General features: G+C 38.3%; 18 protein-coding genes. 14 read left to right on the forward strand and 4 right to left on the reverse strand.

Annotated features, from left to right (window positions below):
- The first annotated feature begins 36 nt into the window (after nucleotides 1–36).
- The 13 genes from IEW44_RS07775 to IEW44_RS07835 all read left to right on the forward strand — a co-directional run bounded on the left by IEW44_RS07775 (nucleotide 37) and on the right by IEW44_RS07835 (nucleotide 15,477).
- Nucleotides 37–4,365 carry a PolC-type DNA polymerase III gene (locus tag IEW44_RS07775; RefSeq protein ID WP_188614481.1) on the forward strand — a complete coding sequence of 1,443 codons (4,329 nt, stop codon included), beginning with the start codon at nucleotides 37–39 and terminating at the stop codon, nucleotides 4,363–4,365.
- A 133-nt stretch (nucleotides 4,366–4,498) separates the two neighbouring features.
- Nucleotides 4,499–4,978, forward strand: a complete 480-nt coding sequence (gene rimP, locus IEW44_RS07780) for a ribosome maturation factor RimP (protein WP_188614482.1) — start codon at nucleotides 4,499–4,501, stop codon at nucleotides 4,976–4,978.
- 16 nt (nucleotides 4,979–4,994) lie between these two features.
- Nucleotides 4,995–6,104: a transcription termination factor NusA gene (nusA, locus tag IEW44_RS07785; RefSeq protein ID WP_188614483.1), complete on the forward strand. Its 1,110-nt coding sequence runs from the start codon at nucleotides 4,995–4,997 to the stop codon at nucleotides 6,102–6,104.
- A gap of 33 nt (nucleotides 6,105–6,137) precedes the next feature.
- A complete protein-coding gene (gene rnpM / locus IEW44_RS07790; protein WP_188614484.1) occupies nucleotides 6,138–6,416 on the forward strand; it encodes an RNase P modulator RnpM in 279 nt (92 codons plus the stop codon).
- Nucleotides 6,413–6,721, forward strand: coding sequence for a YlxQ family RNA-binding protein (locus tag IEW44_RS07795; RefSeq protein ID WP_188614485.1), 309 nt, complete (start codon nucleotides 6,413–6,415; stop codon nucleotides 6,719–6,721). The genes rnpM and IEW44_RS07795 overlap by 4 nt, the downstream gene beginning before the upstream one ends.
- A 14-nt stretch (nucleotides 6,722–6,735) precedes the next feature.
- Nucleotides 6,736–8,931, forward strand: coding sequence for a translation initiation factor IF-2 (gene infB / locus IEW44_RS07800; protein ID WP_188614486.1), 2,196 nt, complete (start codon nucleotides 6,736–6,738; stop codon nucleotides 8,929–8,931).
- On the forward strand, nucleotides 8,931–9,209 hold the full coding sequence (locus tag IEW44_RS07805; RefSeq protein ID WP_188614487.1) for a DUF503 domain-containing protein: 279 nt from the start codon (nucleotides 8,931–8,933) through the stop codon (nucleotides 9,207–9,209). Before infB ends, IEW44_RS07805 begins: the two co-directional genes overlap by 1 nt.
- A gap of 18 nt (nucleotides 9,210–9,227) precedes the next feature.
- Nucleotides 9,228–9,572 (forward strand): 30S ribosome-binding factor RbfA, encoded by a 345-nt coding sequence (gene rbfA / locus IEW44_RS07810; RefSeq protein WP_188614488.1) that lies wholly within the window; start codon nucleotides 9,228–9,230, stop codon nucleotides 9,570–9,572.
- A gap of 79 nt (nucleotides 9,573–9,651) precedes the next feature.
- Nucleotides 9,652–10,557: a tRNA pseudouridine(55) synthase TruB gene (gene truB, locus IEW44_RS07815; RefSeq protein WP_188614489.1), complete on the forward strand. Its 906-nt coding sequence runs from the start codon at nucleotides 9,652–9,654 to the stop codon at nucleotides 10,555–10,557.
- A gap of 13 nt (nucleotides 10,558–10,570) precedes the next feature.
- Nucleotides 10,571–11,515, forward strand: a complete 945-nt coding sequence (locus tag IEW44_RS07820) for a bifunctional riboflavin kinase/FAD synthetase (RefSeq protein WP_188614490.1) — start codon at nucleotides 10,571–10,573, stop codon at nucleotides 11,513–11,515.
- Between the two features lie 130 nt (nucleotides 11,516–11,645).
- Nucleotides 11,646–11,915 (forward strand): 30S ribosomal protein S15, encoded by a 270-nt coding sequence (gene rpsO, locus IEW44_RS07825; RefSeq protein ID WP_188614491.1) that lies wholly within the window; start codon nucleotides 11,646–11,648, stop codon nucleotides 11,913–11,915.
- A gap of 168 nt (nucleotides 11,916–12,083) precedes the next feature.
- A complete protein-coding gene (gene pnp / locus IEW44_RS07830) occupies nucleotides 12,084–14,195 on the forward strand; it encodes a polyribonucleotide nucleotidyltransferase (RefSeq protein WP_188614492.1) in 2,112 nt (703 codons plus the stop codon).
- Nucleotides 14,196–14,268: 73 nt separating this feature from the next.
- Nucleotides 14,269–15,477 carry a M16 family metallopeptidase gene (locus IEW44_RS07835; protein WP_188614493.1) on the forward strand — a complete coding sequence of 403 codons (1,209 nt, stop codon included), beginning with the start codon at nucleotides 14,269–14,271 and terminating at the stop codon, nucleotides 15,475–15,477.
- Between the two features lie 18 nt (nucleotides 15,478–15,495).
- Here the strand turns inward: IEW44_RS07835 and IEW44_RS07840 are convergent, their stop codons facing one another.
- From IEW44_RS07840 to IEW44_RS07855, 4 genes are read right to left on the reverse strand one after another with little or no spacing between them, the layout of a single operon-like run.
- Nucleotides 15,496–16,056, reverse strand: coding sequence for a hypothetical protein (locus tag IEW44_RS07840; protein ID WP_188614494.1), 561 nt, complete (start codon nucleotides 16,054–16,056; stop codon nucleotides 15,496–15,498).
- 14 nt (nucleotides 16,057–16,070) lie between these two features.
- The gene (locus IEW44_RS07845; RefSeq protein ID WP_188614495.1) at nucleotides 16,071–16,706 is read right to left on the reverse strand and encodes an ABC-2 transporter permease; all 636 of its coding nucleotides are present in this window, start codon (nucleotides 16,704–16,706) and stop codon (nucleotides 16,071–16,073) included.
- The gene (locus IEW44_RS07850; protein ID WP_188614496.1) at nucleotides 16,703–17,551 is read right to left on the reverse strand and encodes an ABC transporter ATP-binding protein; all 849 of its coding nucleotides are present in this window, start codon (nucleotides 17,549–17,551) and stop codon (nucleotides 16,703–16,705) included. Before IEW44_RS07850 ends, IEW44_RS07845 begins: the two co-directional genes overlap by 4 nt.
- Nucleotides 17,548–17,928, reverse strand: a complete 381-nt coding sequence (locus IEW44_RS07855) for a GntR family transcriptional regulator (protein WP_188614497.1) — start codon at nucleotides 17,926–17,928, stop codon at nucleotides 17,548–17,550. The genes IEW44_RS07850 and IEW44_RS07855 overlap by 4 nt, the downstream gene beginning before the upstream one ends.
- Nucleotides 17,929–18,154: 226 nt before the next feature.
- Here IEW44_RS07855 and IEW44_RS07860 point away from each other — a divergent pair, with 226 nt between their 5' ends.
- Nucleotides 18,155–19,192, forward strand: a complete 1,038-nt coding sequence (locus IEW44_RS07860) for an aspartate-semialdehyde dehydrogenase (RefSeq protein WP_188614498.1) — start codon at nucleotides 18,155–18,157, stop codon at nucleotides 19,190–19,192.
- Nucleotides 19,193–19,199: the final 7 nt, after the last annotated feature.

Raw genomic sequence — 19,199 nt, forward strand, 5'->3', positions numbered from 1 at the left:
CCATTCCTCATTTCTATTGCTAGGGAGGTATTGTAAATGGAAAATAATGAAGCAGCAAAGTCGCGTTTACAAGTATTATTACAACAATTAAATTTAACAGAAGATGCACATGCTACCTTTTTTGAAGGTGGGGAATTAACGCGATTAACCGTGCATAAAAAAACAAGACTATGGAAATTTACCTTCACATTAACAGATGTATTACCATTTGCTATGTATGATTTGTTACGTATTCGTTTACACGAGCAGTTTTCACATATTGCGCATGTTGTTTTTACCGTACAAACGAAAGTTACTGTACTAGATGAGAAAAAGGTGCAAGCCTATTGGCCATCTATTGTAGAGTATACAGCAGACGTCACACCATTTATGTCTACACGTTTATTATCACAATTACCGCAACTTGAAAATAACAAGTTAACATTGCTCTGTTTAGAAGAAGCAGAAATGAAGATGTTGCAAAACACGTATGTAGACAGACTAAATGATAGTATGCGTAATTTTGGTTTCCCTATGGCTCAATTTGTATTTAAGGTGAGTGATAAGCAAGAAGACATTGCGAAAGTAGAAGCTGAGCAACAAGCATTAGAGGAACATAAACGTAAGGTAGAATTAGAAACAGCAGAGCGCATTCATAAACAAATGGCAGAGAGAGAGCAAACAGGAGAAGCAGTAGACGAGCCAGCAGGTCCTATCGTTATTGGTAAACCTATAAAAGGCGAGCCTGTAGAAATGGCAAGTATTCTAGAGGATGAGCGTTGGGTGACTTTAGAAGGTACAATATTTGCTATCGATGTAAGAGAGTTACGCAATGATAAAAAAATCTATCAACTCAAAATCACAGATTATACAGATTCATTCACAGTGAAAAAATTTACAGATGGTCCAGCGGATGAAGCTCAATTGGCCCGGTTAAAAAAGGGTATGTGGGTACGTTTTGAGGGGCCTGCACAAACAGATAGCTTTTCTCAAGAGTTAACGATTATGATGCGTAATTTAGTTGAAGTGAATAAGCAAATGCGTAAAGACCAAGCACCTGATGGACAAAAGCGCATAGAATTACATGCACACAGTAAAATGAGCCAAATGGATGCTGTGGCAGATGTGGGGCAACTTGTCACACAAGCAGCCAAATGGGGACATCAGGCGATTGCTATTACAGACCATGCAGTTGTACAAGCTTTCCCTGATGCGTATGCTGCTGGTAAGAAAAATAACATTAAAGTCATTTATGGTATGGAGGCTAATTTAGTGGATGACGGCGTGCAAATTGCCTATCATCCTACGTCACAAAACTTAGAAGACGCCACATATGTAGTATTTGACGTGGAAACAACAGGTCTTTCCTCTACGTATAATAAAATTATTGAATTAGCAGCGGTTAAGTATAAAGACGGTGAAGAGATTGGCCGCTTTGAGCGTTTTTGTAATCCACATGAACCAATTAGTGCCATGATTACAGATTTAACAGGCATTACAGATGCCATGGTTCGCAACGCACCAGAGATTAAAGATGTCATAACAGAGTTCCATGCCTTTATTGGCGACGCTATTGTCGTTGCACATAATGCAGCGTTTGATATGGGCTTCTTATATGCAGCATATCGTGAATACGAAATTGCGGATACACAGCACCCTACGATTGATACACTTGAATTAGCAAGAATGCTCTATCCAACGATGAAAAACCATAGGCTGAATACATTATGTAAGAAATTTAATATTGAGCTGACTCAACATCATAGAGCGATCTATGATACAGAAGCAACTGGTCATTTATTTTTACATTTATTAAACGAAGCGATGAAGAAGAAAGACATTACCCAACATGATGAATTTAACGCACATGCTGGCGGTGCAGATGCCTATAAAAGAGCAAGACCTACTCACTGTACGTTATTAGCACAAAATGCAGAAGGTTTAAAAAATCTATTTAAGTTAGTATCCATCTCACATACTCAAACGTTTTATCGTATACCACGATTATTACGTTCTACGGTTGAGGAGTACCGGGAAGGTATTCTTATTGGCTCGGGTTGTGATAAAGGTGAATTATTTGAAGCTATGATGCAAAAATCAATGGATGAAGCTGAGAAAATTGCTCAGTTTTATGACTATATCGAAGTACATCCACCTGTTGTATATGATCATCTTGTACGGCGAGAGATATTGCGTGATCGTTGGGCAGTTGAGGACGTATTACGTAAGTTAGTAAAGTTAGGTAAAAAAATGGGTAAACCTGTCGTAGCTACAGGTAATGTGCATTATATTCATGAAGTGGATGCTAAATACCGTCAAATTTTAGTAGGCTCACAAGGCAATGCAAATATGTTAAATCGTCAAGGATTACCAGAGGTTCATTTCCGTACGACAGATGAAATGTTAGCAGCATTTGATTTTTTAGGCCCAGAATTAGCACAAGAGGTTGTCGTGACCAATACACACCAAGTGGCAGCATTAATTGGTGATGTAAAGCCAATCAAAGATGATTTATACACACCAAAGATTGAAGGCTCTGATGAGGAAGTGACTAGTTTAACTTATGAGATGGCGAAGTCTATTTATGGTGAAGCATTACCAGAAATTGTTCAAGCACGAATCGATAAGGAATTAAAGTCTATTTTAGGGCATGGGTTTGGTGTAATTTATTTAATTTCGGCAAAACTTGTTAAGAAGTCTCTAGCAGATGGCTATTTAGTAGGTTCACGAGGGTCAGTAGGTTCATCGTTAGTAGCTACCTTTATGGAGATTACAGAAGTTAATCCCTTACCACCTCATTATATCTGTCCATCTTGTAAGCATTCTTATTTCTTTACAGATGGTAGTGTGAGTTCGGGGTATGATTTACCAAATAAAGATTGTGAAAAATGCGGAACGCCTTACAAAAAAGACGGTCAAGATATTCCGTTTGAAACTTTCTTAGGATTTAAAGGAGATAAAGTGCCAGATATTGATCTCAATTTTTCAGGCGAATATCAGCCACAGGCACATAATTATACAAAAGTATTATTTGGTGAGGATTATGTATTTCGAGCGGGCACGATTGGTACAGTAGCTGAAAAAACAGCTTATGGCTATGTTAAAGGCTATGCAAATGACCATGGGCTTCATTATAGGGGTGCAGAAGTAGAGCGCCTTGTACAAGGTTGTACAGGTGTAAAACGCACCACTGGTCAACATCCAGGAGGTATTATTGTCGTGCCAGATTATATGGATATTTTTGATTTTTCACCTGTGCAATTCCCAGCAGATGCTCAAGATGCAGAATGGAAAACAACACATTTTGACTTCCATTCGATACATGATAACATTTTAAAATTGGATATACTAGGACACGATGATCCTACTGTTATTCGTATGTTACAAGACTTATCTGGCATTGATCCAAAAACAATTCCAACAGATGACCCAGAAGTAATGCGTATTTTTAGTTCACCAGATACATTAGGTGTAACAGCAGAGCAAATTAATTGTAAAACAGGGACATTGGGTATTCCAGAGTTTGGTACACGTTTTGTGCGCCAAATGTTGGAGAGTACAAAACCATCTACATTTTCAGAGTTAGTACAAATTTCAGGTTTATCGCATGGTACGGACGTATGGCTTGGCAATGCACAAACATTAATTGAAGATGGTACTTGTGTATTAAGTGAGGTAATTGGTTGTCGTGATGATATTATGGTGTATTTAATTTACCAAGGTTTAGAGCCATCATTAGCGTTTAATATTATGGAATTTGTACGTAAAGGGCGTGGCTTAACAGACGAGTTTGAAGAAGCCATGCGCGAAAATAAAGTGCCCGAATGGTATATTGATTCATGTAAAAAAATTAAATATATGTTCCCTAAAGCCCATGCTGCTGCATATGTGCTAATGGCAGTACGCATCGCTTGGTTTAAAGTGCATTTCCCAATTTTATATTATGCGGCTTATTTTACAGTACGTGCAGCAGACTTTGATTTATTAGCAATGGTGCAAGGGCCTGCTATGATTCGCACTAAAATTGATGAGATTGAACAAAAAGGTTTAGATGCTTCGACTAAGGAAAAAAACTTATTAACTGTACTAGAATTATCTCTTGAGATGTGTGAGCGAGGTATGAGCTTCCAAACAGTAGACTTGTATCGCTCACAAGCAAGCGAATTTATTATTGAAGGTAATACATTAATACCGCCATTTGATGCGATTCCAGGTTTAGGTACAAACGTAGCTAAAGTAATTGTTGAAGCACGTAAAGATGGCGAGTTTTTGTCAAAAGAAGATTTGCAGCAACGCGGTCGCGTATCAAAGACAATTATTGAATATATGGATCAGCTAGGTTGTTTAGAAGGCATGCCTGATGCTAATCAATTATCATTATTTTAGTCAAGTTGCAAAATAGGGCCAATTATGATAATGTTAATTTAATATTTGTTGATACATGCGCAACAAAAGAGTGGGGTTTTCCCCGCTCTTTTGTGTTGTTATGTCGATTTATAACATGTCAGGAGGATAATAGATGAGTCAAATCGCATCCGTTGTAGAACAACTAGCGCTACCTATTGTAGAGGAATTACAATTAGAGCTAGTCGATGTCGAATTCGTCAAAGAGGGGCGCACTTACTTTTTACGTGTGTATATCGATACTCCTGAAGGTGGTATTGATATTGACCAATGTGCACAAGTGAGTGAACGCTTAAGTGTTGTACTAGATGAAAAAGACCCCATTGAGCCTAATTATTATTTAGAGGTATCTTCACCAGGAGCGGAGCGTCCTTTAAAAAAGGCTACAGACTTTGAAAAAGCAGTAGGCAAATATGTGTATGTTAAAACATATGAACCTGTAAAAGATTTAAAAGAATTTTATGGTTATTTAACGGATTACAATGAAGAAGCCATAACTGTAGAAGCACAAATTAAAACACGTAAACTAACAGTAACAATCGAAACAAACAAGGTGGCCTTTGCCCGTCTTGCGATTGATTTTTCTGCAAAATAAATAGGAGTGAACAAAGATGAGTAGTGAATTAATGAAGGCGTTAGCTGCCGTAGTGGAAGAGAAAGGCATTTCTGAAGAAGTATTAATGGAAGCGTTAGAAGCAGCTTTGATTAATGCTTATAAACGCAACTTCAATCAAGCTCAAAACGTACGTGTTGATTTTAACAATGGGGAGGCACGTGTATTTTCTCGTAAAGAGGTTGTAGAGGAAGTTTTTGATCCACGCTTAGAAATCTCATTAGAAGAAGCACGTAGTCTTAACTCAGCTTACCAATTAGAAGATATTGTTGAACAAGAAGTAACACCAAATGAATTCGGGCGCGTAGCAGCACAAACAGCCAAACAAGTAGTAACACAGCGTGTGCGTGAAGCCGAACGTGGCTTAATTTATGAAGAGTATGTAGACCGAGAAGAAGATATTGTAACAGGTATTGTAGAACGACTTGATGCACGTAACATTTATGTTAGCATTGGTAAAGTAGAAGCAGCATTACCTGTCAATGAACAAATTCAAGGTGAAACATATGCACCACATGAGCGCATTAAAGTGTATATTACAAAAGTAGAGCGCACGACACGTGGTCCACAAATTATTGTTTCCCGTACACATCCTGGTTTATTACGCCGTTTATTTGAAATGGAAGTGCCAGAGATTTATGATGGTACAGTGGAAATTAAATCTATTGCACGAGAAGCAGGCGATCGTTCAAAAATCTCTGTTTTTGCGCATAATGAAGAAATTGATCCTGTTGGTTCATGTGTAGGTGCAAAAGGTGCGCGTGTACAGACTATTGTTAATGAATTAAATGGTGAGAAAATTGATATTGTAGAATGGTCAGAAGATCCTGTTGTTTTCGTAGCAAATGCATTAAGCCCATCACAAGTACTTGATGTACAAGTCGATGAAGAAGAGAAATCAACAACAGTCGTTGTACCAGACTATCAATTATCATTAGCTATTGGTAAACGTGGGCAAAATGCACGTTTAGCTGCTAAACTAACAGGCTGGAAGATTGATATTAAGAGTGAAACGGATGCGCGTGAATTGGGTATTTACCCATCTGAAACATCTGTATCATATGAACCAAAAGAAGAAGTCTTTGATTTATACTCAGAAGAAGACTAAAACAGTCATGGTAAGGTAAAGGAGGTGGTGCTGGTGTCAAAGCAAAGGAAGGTACCATTACGCAAGTGTGTCGTGACAGGTGAAATGTTACCGAAAAAGGAAATGATTCGCATTGTTCGTTCTAAAGAGAGCGAAGTGAGCGTTGATATCTCTGGTAAAAAACCTGGGCGTGGCGCCTACGTTTCTAAGCAAGAAGAAGTGATTGAACTTGCGAAACGTAAAAATACATTAGGGCATCAGCTAGGCGTGCAAATCCCAGAAGAAGTATATGAAGAATTGATTTTGCTAATTCGCAGGGAGTCACTTCTATGAATGAACAAGCTGTTTTAAATCTACTCGGTATTGCCGCACGTGCAAGAAAGGTAACTTCTGGAGAAGAACTTGTCGTGAAAGATATTAGAAGCGGGCATGCAAAAATTGTCATTCTCTCAGAAGATGCTTCACATAATACGACAAAGAAGATTACAGATAAATGTAAGTATTACAATGTTGAGTATCATGTTTTTAGCAATCGTTATGATTTGGGGCATGCGACTGGCAAGGAGGCACGAGTAGCTCTTGCTATTAAGGACAAAGGTTTTGCACAAAAATTGTCTAGTCTACTCAACGAAAAATAATCGGGGGTGAGCAGATGACCAAAATCAGAGTTCATGAGTACGCAAAGCAAGTAAATAAATCAAGTAAAGAAGTTATTGAACAACTGACGCAATTAAACGAAAAAGTAACGAATCATATGTCAACGCTTGAAAAAGAGGTAATTAATAAGTTGGATAAAATATTTAAAAAACCTACAAACAAACCACAAAATCAAAATAATGCATCAAAACCAAAGCCTGCAAATAAGCCACAAGCTAAAGAGGGCCAAAGCACTACAACAAGTTCAGCATCACAAAATCAAAATCGCAATAAACCGAATAATCAACAAGGTAATAAAAAGCAAGGTGCCCAGCAAGGCAATGCAAATAACCGCAACAAACGAGGTAATCAGCGCCAACGTCCTGGTATTCATGGTGGCCGTCGTCGTCCACCACGTCAACCAGTGGCACCAGTAGCACCAAAAGAACTGCCAGAAAAAATCACATTTTATGAGTCTTTATCTGTAGCAGAGTTAGCGAAGAAAATTTATCGTGAGCCATCAGAAATCATTAAAAAATTGTTTGGCTTAGGTGTAATGGCTACTATTAACCAAGAGTTAGATAAAGATGCGATCGAGTTAATTTGTGCAGATTATGGTGTAGAAGTAGAAGAAGAAATTCGCATTGACCGTACGGATTTAGAAACATATTTTGAAGAAGAAAATCAAGAAATTAATGAAGAAGATTATGTCGAACGTCCACCAGTTGTTACAATTATGGGGCACGTTGACCATGGTAAAACAACATTGCTTGATTCTATTCGTCAAACAAAAGTAACGGCGGGAGAAGCAGGCGGTATTACTCAACATATCGGTGCTTATCAAGTAACAGAAGGCGACAAAAAAATCACATTTTTAGATACACCAGGACACGCAGCATTTACAACTATGCGTGCACGTGGTGCTAAAGTGACGGATTTAACGATTTTAGTTGTAGCAGCAGATGATGGTGTAATGCCACAAACTGTAGAAGCTATCAATCACGCAAAAGCAGCAGAAGTACCCATCATTGTAGCTGTTAACAAAATGGATAAGCCAACAGCCAATCCAGATCGCGTTATGCAAGAGTTAACAGAACATGGATTAGTACCAGAAGCATGGGGTGGCGAAACTATTTTCGTACCAATCTCAGCGCTTAAAGGCGAAGGTATTGATGAATTATTAGAAATGGTATTATTAGTAGCGGAAGTAGCAGAGTTAAAAGCGAATCCAGACCGTTTAGCGCTAGGTACAGTCATTGAAGCGCAATTAGACAAAGGTCGCGGTGCAGTTGCTACACTACTTATTCAAGATGGAACATTAGAAGTAGGCTCACCAATCGTTGTAGGTACAGCATTTGGTCGTGTACGTGCTATGGTGAATGATATTGGTCGCCGCGTAAAAGTAGCAGGCCCATCCACTCCTGTAGAAATTACAGGTCTTAATGAAGTACCTCAAGCAGGTGACCGCTTTGTAGTCTTTAAAGACGAGAAAACAGCGCGCGCAGTAGGTGAGGCACGCGCGACAACAGCTATTCAAGCACAGCGTTCTGAAACGCAACGTGTGACATTAGATAACTTATTCGAGCAAATGAGTCAGGGCGACGTAAAAGAATTAAACTTAATCGTAAAAGCCGATGTTCAAGGTACTGTAGAGGCAATGGCAGCTTCATTAATGAAAATTGATGTAGAGGGTGTAAATGTTAAGATCATTCACACAGGTGCAGGCGCAATTACAGAATCTGATATTAGCTTAGCCGCTGCGTCTAATGCGATTGTGATTGGTTTTAATGTGCGTCCAGATGTGAATGCAAAACGTGCCGCACAAGAAGAAGGAGTAGACATTCGTTTACACCGCGTTATTTATAAAGTAATTGAAGAGATCGAAGCAGCGATGAAAGGTTTACTAGACCCTGAATATGAGGAAAAAGTGATCGGTCAAGCTGAAGTTCGTCAAACCATTAAAGTATCTAAAGTAGGTACGATTGCAGGTTCTTATGTAACAGAAGGTAAAATTACACGTGATAGTGGCGTACGTATTATTCGCGACAACGTGGTGATTTACGAAGGCGAATTAGATACATTAAAACGCTTTAAAGACGAAGCTAAAGAAGTAGCAAAAGGTTACGAATGTGGTATTACGATTGAAAACTACAACGATATTAAAGAAGGCGACATTATTGAAGCTTTCATTATGGAAGAAATTAAAAGATAATGATCGTCTACGCAGAGTGTGAATACTTCATTCCGACTGCCCATTCGTTAAAAGAAAAGCGCGCCGTATTACAGCGTATGCTCACTCGTACTAAGCAAAAGTACAATGTCTCAATCGCAGAAATTGACCACCAAAACACGTGGCAAAGAGTCCGGTTAGGCATTGTAACGATTGCCTCATCACGAGAGGCGGCAGATCGAGAGTTAACTAATGCCTTGCATTATCTAGCTTCGAATCCGCAGTGGGAAGAGTTGAATATTTGGCGCGACTATGTATAGTCGAGAGGTGACATTATTATGTCTTTACGCTCAAACCGTGTAGCAGAGCAAATGAAAAAAGAGTTAGGCGATTTAATTACGCGTAAAATCAAAGACCCACGTGTGGGCTTTGTCACTGTTACAGATGTTGAAGTAACAGGTGATTTACAACAAGCAACCGTGTATATTACATCGCTTGGAAATGAGAGAGAACGAGAAGAAACATTGCAAGCGTTAGTAAAAGCATCTGGTTTTATTAGAAGCGAGATTGGCAAACGTATTCGTTTACGTCGCACACCAGAAATTTATTTTGAGTTTGATAGCTCAGTAGAATATGGTAATCGCATTAACACATTACTTCGTCAAATTAATGACGAAAAATAATAAACAAGAGCGTGACTACAATAATTGTAGCACGCTCTTTGTGCTGTACAGTCATTTTATTTAAAGGAGGAGACGCGTCATGCATGGTATTTTACCGTTGTGGAAAGAGCAGGGTATGACATCCCATGATTGTGTCTTTCATTTACGAAAGATATTACAAACAAAAAAAGTAGGTCATACAGGTACACTAGACCCAGCTGTAGAAGGTGTATTGCCTATTTGTGTAGGCAATGCGACGCGTCTAGCTGAGTATATTACAGATAGTGGAAAGACGTATGAAGCGATAATATCCATAGGAAGTGCCACGACTACAGAAGATGCAGAAGGTGATGTAGTAACAAGTGATGAAACTTTAAAAGTGATAACAAGAGTGCAATTACAACATGTATTACAAGGTTTAACAGGTGTTATTACCCAAACACCACCTATGTATTCGGCTGTTAAAGTAAATGGTAGAAGATTGTACGAATATGCACGAAAAGGTATCGAGATAGAGCGGCCAACGAGAGAAGTTATAATTCATGAGTTAACATTATTAGATGAACAGACGCAGTACGAAGGGCATACTATTACATTTCCTTTACGTATTGCTTGTGGTAAAGGCACATATATTCGTACATTGGCTGTTCAAATTGGTGAGGCATTAGGCTATCCTGCTCATATGCAATCATTAGTTAGAACAATGTCTGGTACGTTTACAAGGGAGCAGTGTTATACATTGGATGAGCTGCGTGTGATGAAAGAGGCACATACTTTAACACAAGCACTTTTGCCCGTAGAATCAGCATTAACAGATTATCCATTTATTGAGCTAACAAATGATGAGACACCTAAAATTTTAAATGGACAAGTGCTTCCTATGCATTCATTATTAAGTAAACATGATAAAATTGTATTTGGAATAGACGGGAAGGCGCGTGCTATTTATATGGCACACCCTACAAAAGAAGGCTTAATGAAGCCAGATAAAATGTTTCCCGTATAAGTAGGAGGCTTTTATGGAAGTTATTCATTTAAAATACCCATATCAATTAATTAAACAACAAGAAGAAGCATATTCAATGGCACTAGGTTTTTTTGATGGTGTTCATTTAGGGCATCAAGCCGTTATTCAACAAGCTAAACAACATGCGTATGATAAAGATGTAAAAACAGCAGTTATGACGTTCGATCCTCATCCATCTATCGTGTTAGGAGGGCGTAGCGAACAGGTATTTTATATTACATTAATGCCAGAAAAGCTACGCTTACTTGAAGCGCTTGGTGTAGATACGGTATTTGTTGTCCAGTTTACGTCCGATTTTGCGCGACTTTCACCAGCTGCATTTATTGATACATTCATTCGTGATATGAACGTAGTACATGTAACAGCGGGCTTTGACTATTCTTTTGGTAGTAAAGGTGCTGGTACAATGGCAGAAATGCAACAATTAAGCAATAATGATTATGACGTTACCATCGTAGATAAGCAAACCATTGAGGAAGATAAAGTAAGCTCTACACGCATTCGCCGCATGCTAGAGGCAGGAGATATGGAAGGTGCACATGCACTATTAGGGCGTCCCTTTGCAATTGACGGCATTGTGATTCAAGGAGATAAACGAGGGCGTCAAATTGGTTTTCCAACAGCTAATGTGCAATGTGCAGAAGGCTCATTTATTCCTGCGATAGGCGTATATGCAGTGCGAATTAAAGTGCAAGATGCATGGTATGATGGTGTATGTAATGTAGGCTATGTCCCTACCTTTAAAGATAATAATAAGCATATTACAGTCGAAGTACATATTTTAAATTTCGACAAAAACATTTATGGAGAAGAAGTACAAGTAACATGGTATAAACGCATTCGCAGTGAGCAGAAATTTGATGGTATTGAAGCTTTAATTACACAAATCGCAAAAGATAAAGATGCAACAATACAATATTTTACAAACCTCGTATAATAGTTGCGAGGGTAGTTATTTTATGTTACGATTCATTAGTGCATAAACGCACTTAACCTTAGCTCGGTATCACGATTCTCCAACGTTTACTGTGCTACAGGGGATACTAAAATTTAGGAGGTCCATTCACATGGCAATTACAAAAGAACGTAAAAACGAAATCATCGCTGAGTACCGTACTCACGAAAGCGATACAGGTTCACCAGAAGTACAAATCGCTGTATTAACAGCTGAAATTAACGCATTAAGCGAGCACTTACGTACACATAAAAAAGACTTCCACTCTGAGCGTGGTCTTTTAAAAATGGTAGGTCGTCGTCGTCACCTATTACGTTACCTACGTGAAAATGACGTACAACGTTACCGTGAACTAATCCAACGTTTAGGTTTACGTCGCTAATTGACGAATTGAAAAAGCGGGAGTTACTCCCGCTTTTTCTTTATGGTTTTCCCACTCCTAAATGATGATAAAATTTGGTATATTTTCTGCATACAAAACGCAATTTTGATAAAATAGAATGAAATACATATCTGTTGCAGATGTGAGTTAAAGAAAGGGGTTCATTGAATGAACGAGAAAAAAGTCTATTCTTATGAATGGGCTGGTCGTCCACTTACAGTTGAAGTAGGACAGCTAGCAAAGCAGGCAAATGGCGCTGTGTTAGTACGATACGGAGAAACGGCAGTGTTATCAACAGCAACAATGTCAAAATCACCAAAACCACTTGATTTTTTCCCATTAACGGTTAATTATGAAGAACGCTTATATGCGGCAGGTAAGATTCCAGGAGGCTTCATTAAACGTGAAGGTCGTCCGTCAGAGCATGCCGTATTGACAAGTCGTTTAATCGACCGTCCAATTCGTCCGATGTTCCCAGATGGTTTCCGTAATGAAGTACAAGTCATCTCAATGGTGATGTCTAATGATCCAGATTGCCCTTCAGATATTGCGGCTATGCTTGGTTCGTCATTAGCGCTAGGTATTTCAGATATCCCGTTTAATGGCCCAATTGCAGGCGCTCAAGTAGGTTATATTGATGGTCAATTCGTTTTAAATCCAACGACTGAACAAACCGAGCACAGCACAGTAGATTTAACAGTGGCAGGTAATAAAGAAGCTATTAATATGGTAGAAGCAGGTGCTTTAGAAGTACCAGAAGAAACGATGTTAGAAGCTATTATTTATGGTCATGAAGAAGTGAAGAAATTAATCGCTTTCCAAGAAAAAATTATTGCAGAGGTTGGTAAAGAAAAAATTGAAGTTTCATTATATGAGCTAGATGAAGCATTAACAACACGCATTAAATCATTATGTGAAGATGAAATGAATACAGCTATTCAAACGGCTGATAAACAAGCACGTGATGAGGCGATTAGTGCGGTTAAATCAAAAGTAGTTGAACAATTTGAGGCTGAAGAAGCTGATGATGAAACAATGAAACAAGTGAACGGCATATTAGATCAAATGGTGAAAGAAGAAGTACGCCGTTTAATCACAGAAGATAAAATTCGTCCAGATGGCCGTAAATTAGACGAGATTCGTCCTCTCTCTTCAGAAGTAGGCGTATTACAACGTACACATGGCTCAGGTTTATTCACACGTGGACAAACACAAGCATTATCTATTTGTACATTAGGCGCATTAGGGGATGTTCAAATTATTGACGGCTTAGGTGTGGAAGAGTCTAAACGTTGGATGCATCACTACAACTTCCCTCAATTTTCTGTTGGCGAAACAGGCCCAATTCGTGGACCAGGCCGACGTGAAATTGGACATGGTGCCTTAGGTGAACGAGCGATTGAAGCCGTTATACCTGATGAAGATGTATTCCCGTACACTATTCGCTGTGTATCTGAGGTGTTAGAGTCAAATGGTTCGACATCGCAGGCTTCCATCTGTGCTTCTACATTAGCGATGATGGATGCAGGTGTGCCATTGAAAGCACCAGTGGCAGGTATTGCTATGGGCTTAATTAAAAAGGGTGAGCATTACTCTATTTTAACAGATATTCAAGGGATGGAAGACCACCTTGGTGATATGGACTTTAAAGTAGCAGGTACAGCTAAAGGTGTTACAGCTTTACAAATGGATATTAAGATTGATGGTTTATCTCGCGAGATTTTAGAAGAAGCATTAGCACAAGCTAAAGTAGGGCGTATGCATATTTTAGAGTCTATGTTAGCGACGTTAGCAGAGCCTCGTGAAAAGTTATCCGCTTATGCTCCTAAAATTGTTATCATTAAAATTAACCCAGATAAAATTCGTGATGTGATTGGACCAGGTGGTAAACAAATCAATAAAATCATTGAAGAAACGGGCGTTAAAATTGATACAGAACAAGACGGTACAATTTATATCGCTTCAGCAGATGAAGAGATGAATGCACGTGCTAAACAAATTATTGAAGATATTGTACGTGAAGCTAAAGTGGGCGAATACTACCTATCAACAGTAAAACGCATCGAAAAATTTGGCGCATTCTGTGAAATCTTCCCTGGTAAAGATGGTTTGCTACACATTTCGGAAATCCAAGAAGAACGTACGAAAAATGTAGAGGACGTATTAAAATTAGGCGACCAATTATTAGTTAAAGTAATTGAAATTGATAAGCAAGGTCGTGTAAATTTATCGCGTAAAATCGTCTTAAAAGAAGAAAAAGAACGCGCACAAGAAGCGTAATCACAATAAAGACAAGATGGCTAGTAAAGTGAGAGGCTCACTTTGCTAGTTTTTTTATGGGGAGGTAATGACAATGGAACAAATCGTTTGTCCAAACGGTGTAAAAATTGTAACAGAGAAGATTAACACGACACGTGCAGTTTCGATTGGTATTTTTGTGCGCGCAGGCTCGCGTTATGAACAAGCACATGAAAATGGTATGACGCATTTTATTGAACATATGTTATTCAAAGGTACAACAACCCGCACAGCGCAACAAATCTCTCAAACAATTGACCGTATAGGTGGCGAGTTAAATGCTTATACATCAAGAGATCATACTTGTTATCATGTGACAGTGCTTGATACGCATGCAGAGCAAGGGTTGGCGGTATTAAGTGATATGTTTTTTAACTCCGTATTTGATAAAGAAGCGATTGAGAAAGAGAAAAGAGTAATTTATGAGGAGATGGCAATGGATGAGGATACACCAGAAGAGTATTTGGCAGATCACTTTTATCAAGACCTCTATGCCAATCATCCATTAGGGCGCCCTATTTTAGGCACAAAAGCAACGATAGAAAATTTTACGCAAGCGGCTATTTTACAATATGTGAAAAAATACTACGTACCAGAACATATTGTTGTGTCCTTGGCAGGTAATATTTCAGATACTTTGATTGAGCAAGTTCGACTATTATTTGGTGCGTTTTCTGGTGAGACACAACTTGACAGCGTAGCACCTGTATTTTGTGTAGGAGATTATGTATACGAAAAATCAGTAGAACAAGCACATTTTACCTTGGCGTATGAAGCATCGAAAAGAGGGACAGAGGAGAGCTATGCTTTACTTGTATTAGATACGATTATTGGTGGTACGACTTCATCTAGGTTGTTTCAAACTGTGCGTGAACAATTAGGGCTAGCTTATCAAATTTATTCTACGACTTCTTTATATGAAGACATAGGCACGTGGCTTGTTTATGTAGCAACAAATGAATCTGAGTTCCCATTAGCTAAAGCTAAAGTACAAGAAGTGATACAAGAAATTTATCATAATGGTGTTACGTTAGAAGAGGTAAAAGATGCCATTACCCACTTACAAGGAAGTTTTGTATTAGGTATGGAGAGTGCCGAGTCGCATATGACGAGAAATGGTGAACTTTTATTACATGGATTAACTGTGCGTACAGTAGATGAAGCTTTAGTACGCATAGGTGAAGTGACGGTTGAGGAAGTAAATACATTAGCAAAAAAGATGTTTAGCACCTCTGTGGCAACAGGCGTTATTATGCCAATTTAACAAAGGACGCGAGACTCTTTATGGTCTCGCGTCTCTTACATGTAGATAAGGGTGCGCTAAAAAGACACGTAAAGCCTTTTGGTATAGAAAAAGGCTCAAGAGGATGCTGCTTATCAAGACAGCTACTGCAATATAAAGTGAAAAACTGGCTATTGTACATACGACAATAAACGGGAATATGTGCAAAAAACGGTTGCCGAATGTATTTTCCTGTTTACATGTTAAATAAGCATCAATCATACGGGCATAGCAAGTAAAGCTCAACATAGCAAAACTACTAGCTAGTGTAATAGGCATTGGCATTAACCAAAACAACATAATGACAAGTATCGTTATCCCAATCCATAACCATTGCTGTTGAAAATATTGTGTAATAAAGGTTTTTTTGCTAATAGGAAATGTAAAATAAAAAGCAGTCTCTTTAGCCCAAGGGATGTGCAAATTAAAGTGGATAATAATAATAAGGAGTGCGGGGTCTGGTAAACGGACTAAAACCCCTATTCCTAAAAGAACGATAATAAAAAGTAATAAAGTGAATTTATTCGTTTGTGTCCAATAAATATAATGTAAAGCACGCATATATTTACCTCTTTCTATAATTTGCATTTATGAAATGTGATGAGTACTAAAAGTAATGACAAAGTATAACATAATAAAGCGCCTAGGCTTAGCCGATGGATATAAGATGCCACTAACGTAATGAGTTGATGCCCAGATAAATGCCATTGTTCATTCGTTGTACTGTACACACCAATAGAACCGAGACTAGTAATAAATAAAGTAACAAAAATAAGACTTGAAAAGTAAGAGGATGCAAGCAAATATAATGGTAAAGCAAAAGATAAAGTGATAAGTAAAAAAGTGATTGCCAATAATAAACTGGTGTATGTCATAGCTAAACTTTGATTAAAAAACCATTGTATAAGCCATAATAAAGGTGACATACTTATCGTTGTCATGATGAGTAGGGCAAGTGCTACACTATATTTTTCTACTACATACCCTCTACGTGAAATAGACGAGCCAAGTAAACGGTACATATAATGTGTTGACTTTTGTTCATGTATAGTGCCAATAAATAAAAAGCTCGGTACAGTGACCATTAAGCTAGCTGTAAATACACCTTGTTGAAAGACAATGGCTGTTAATAAGATAAATAAAACGATAAAAATAAAGTTGCGTCGACTTTGGTGTAAGTAAAAAATATCGCTATACAATAAGGCACTCATAGGCGTTCTACCTTTACAAAATACAACATAATCTCCTCGATAGTAGGCTGTGCTAAATGAAAGACCTCATTTACTTCTTCTCGTTTGACGAGAGCTTCTATACCTACAGCTGTTTTACGCGTACCAACGATGGCATAAGGTGGTAACATGTTTAGTGTTTCTTCATCTCCTTGAAATAAACCATATTGGTATTGTAATTCATCTTTAGCAGTAGAGAAGTGAATATTCCCCTTATGCAAAAATGTTATTGTATCTGCAATTTTTTCTAAGTCGGATGTAATGTGGGACGAAAATAAAATACTGCGTTCAGCATCTTCATCCATATAAGTTACAAGTAGTGTTAACACCTCATCGCGAATGATAGGGTCTAAACCGCTTGTCGGCTCATCTAGTAATAATAAAGTAGGGCGATGTGCTAATGCGCTAGCTAATGCAAGTTTCATGCGCATACCACGTGATAATTGTGTTATTTTCTTATGTGTAGGGACTTTTAGCTGCTCTAGTAATCCATAAAAATAGTACTTATCAAATGTTGAAAATGTGCGTTGCAAAACACCTTCAATATGCTTTGGCTTATAATAAGGCGGAAAAAATAAATCATCAAAGACAATTCCAATATGTTGTTTAGCAGCTACTTCCTCATTTTTATGATCGTGTCCTACTAATGTAATCGTACCGTCTTGAAGTGGGATCAAGTTCAATATCGCTTTTAATAATGTCGTTTTACCAGCGCCGTTTTCACCAATTAGCCCCATAATTGTACCTTTAGGTAATACGAGGTTAATATTTACTAATGCAAATTCGTCTCGTGTTAGGTATAAGTCTTGAATTTGTAAAGCTGTCATTGTTGTTCCTCCTCATATAACGTAGTGACAAGGTCAAAAAATTCATCTTGTGTAAAATTTGCCAATTTCGCTAGTTCAATGGCTTGTTGTAAGTGTTGCTCCACTTGTCGATAATGTTCTTCCCGAATGAAGTCTTTGTTGCGTGCGGAGACAAAGCTACCTTTACCAGCTACGGTTTCAATAAAGCCGTCGCGCTCTAAGTCAGCATAAGCGCGCTTTGTAGTCATTACACTAATTTTTAAGTCTTTGGCTAACATCCGGATGGAGGGAAGGGCATCTCCTTGTTGTAATGTATCAGCTAAAATGGCTTGTTTAATTTGAGTAGTAATTTGTTCATAAATAGGTTGGTTACTTGTATTGCGTAGTATAATATTCAACTGTATATCACCTCGCTAACTGTATATGCACAGTGTACACAGTTATGCACAGTGTGTCAAATCTTATTTTTGTGTTTTCTGAAAATACATTTGTACGCTCGAAAAAGAATAATTTCATACACTATTGCAACAAATTTTCGAATAATTCAATAAAAGAGCGTTATATAGCGAGTTTTTATGATACAATAGCACACATTATGTACTATAGTTTTGAGGAGAGATGAGAATGGTTAAGCAAGTATCTGTAGCTGTTGTTGGTGCAACAGGCGCAGTCGGTTCTACGATGATGGCGCAATTAGTAAAACGAAAATTTCCAATTAAAACAATTAAATTTTTAGCATCTGCTCGTTCAGCTGGTAAGTCTATTGAATTTAACGGTGCTACATATACAATTGAGGAAGCTACGCCTGAAGCATTTGAAGGTGTTGATGTAGCGCTATTTAGTGCTGGTGGTTCAGTGTCAGAAAAGTTAGCTCCTGAAGCGGCAAAACGTGGCGCAGTCGTGATTGACAATACAAGTCATTTCCGCATGGCTGAAGGCGTTCCTTTAGTGGTACCAGAAGTGAATCGACATGCGTTACAACAACATAAAGGCATCATTGCTAATCCCAATTGTTCAACGATTCAAATGGTGGCAGCATTGGCGCCTATTCGTGAAAAATTTGGATTAACTTCGGTTGTTGTATCTACTTATCAAGCAGTATCAGGTTCAGGCATTGCAGCGATTGAAGAGTTGAAAAGTCAAAGTGCAGAGTGGGACAAAGGTCGAGATGTGTCTGCGTCTGTCTTACCTGTGAAAAGTGATGAAAAACACTTCCCGATTGCACGTAATGTGATTCCTCAAATTGATGTGTTTGAAGACAATGGTTTTACAAAAGAAGAAATGAAAATGATTAATGAAACAAAAAAAATTATGGAAATGCCTCATTTAGCAGTAGCTGCGACATGTGTGCGTGTACCTGTAGTGTCTGGTCACTCAGAGTCGGTATATATTGAGCTTGAAAAAGAAGCATCTAAAGAAGAGATCTTTGAGGCACTACGTTTAGCCCCAGGCATTGTGTTACAAGATGATATTACGGCACAAGGTTATCCTATGCCTATTTTTGCAGAAGGTGAAGAGCCTGTATTTGTGGGACGCATCCGTCAAGATTTGCATAATAAAAAAGGGTATCACTTATGGGTAGTTGCTGATAATTTATTAAAAGGTGCGGCTCTGAATTCTATCCAAATTGCCGAGGCGATGTTAGAAGATGACTTACTATAATAAATAG

Origin of the sequence: Lysinibacillus alkalisoli (assembly GCF_014643595.1) — a bacterium.
In the GTDB taxonomy this organism is placed as follows: Bacteria; Bacillota; Bacilli; order Bacillales_A; family Planococcaceae; genus Metalysinibacillus; species Metalysinibacillus alkalisoli.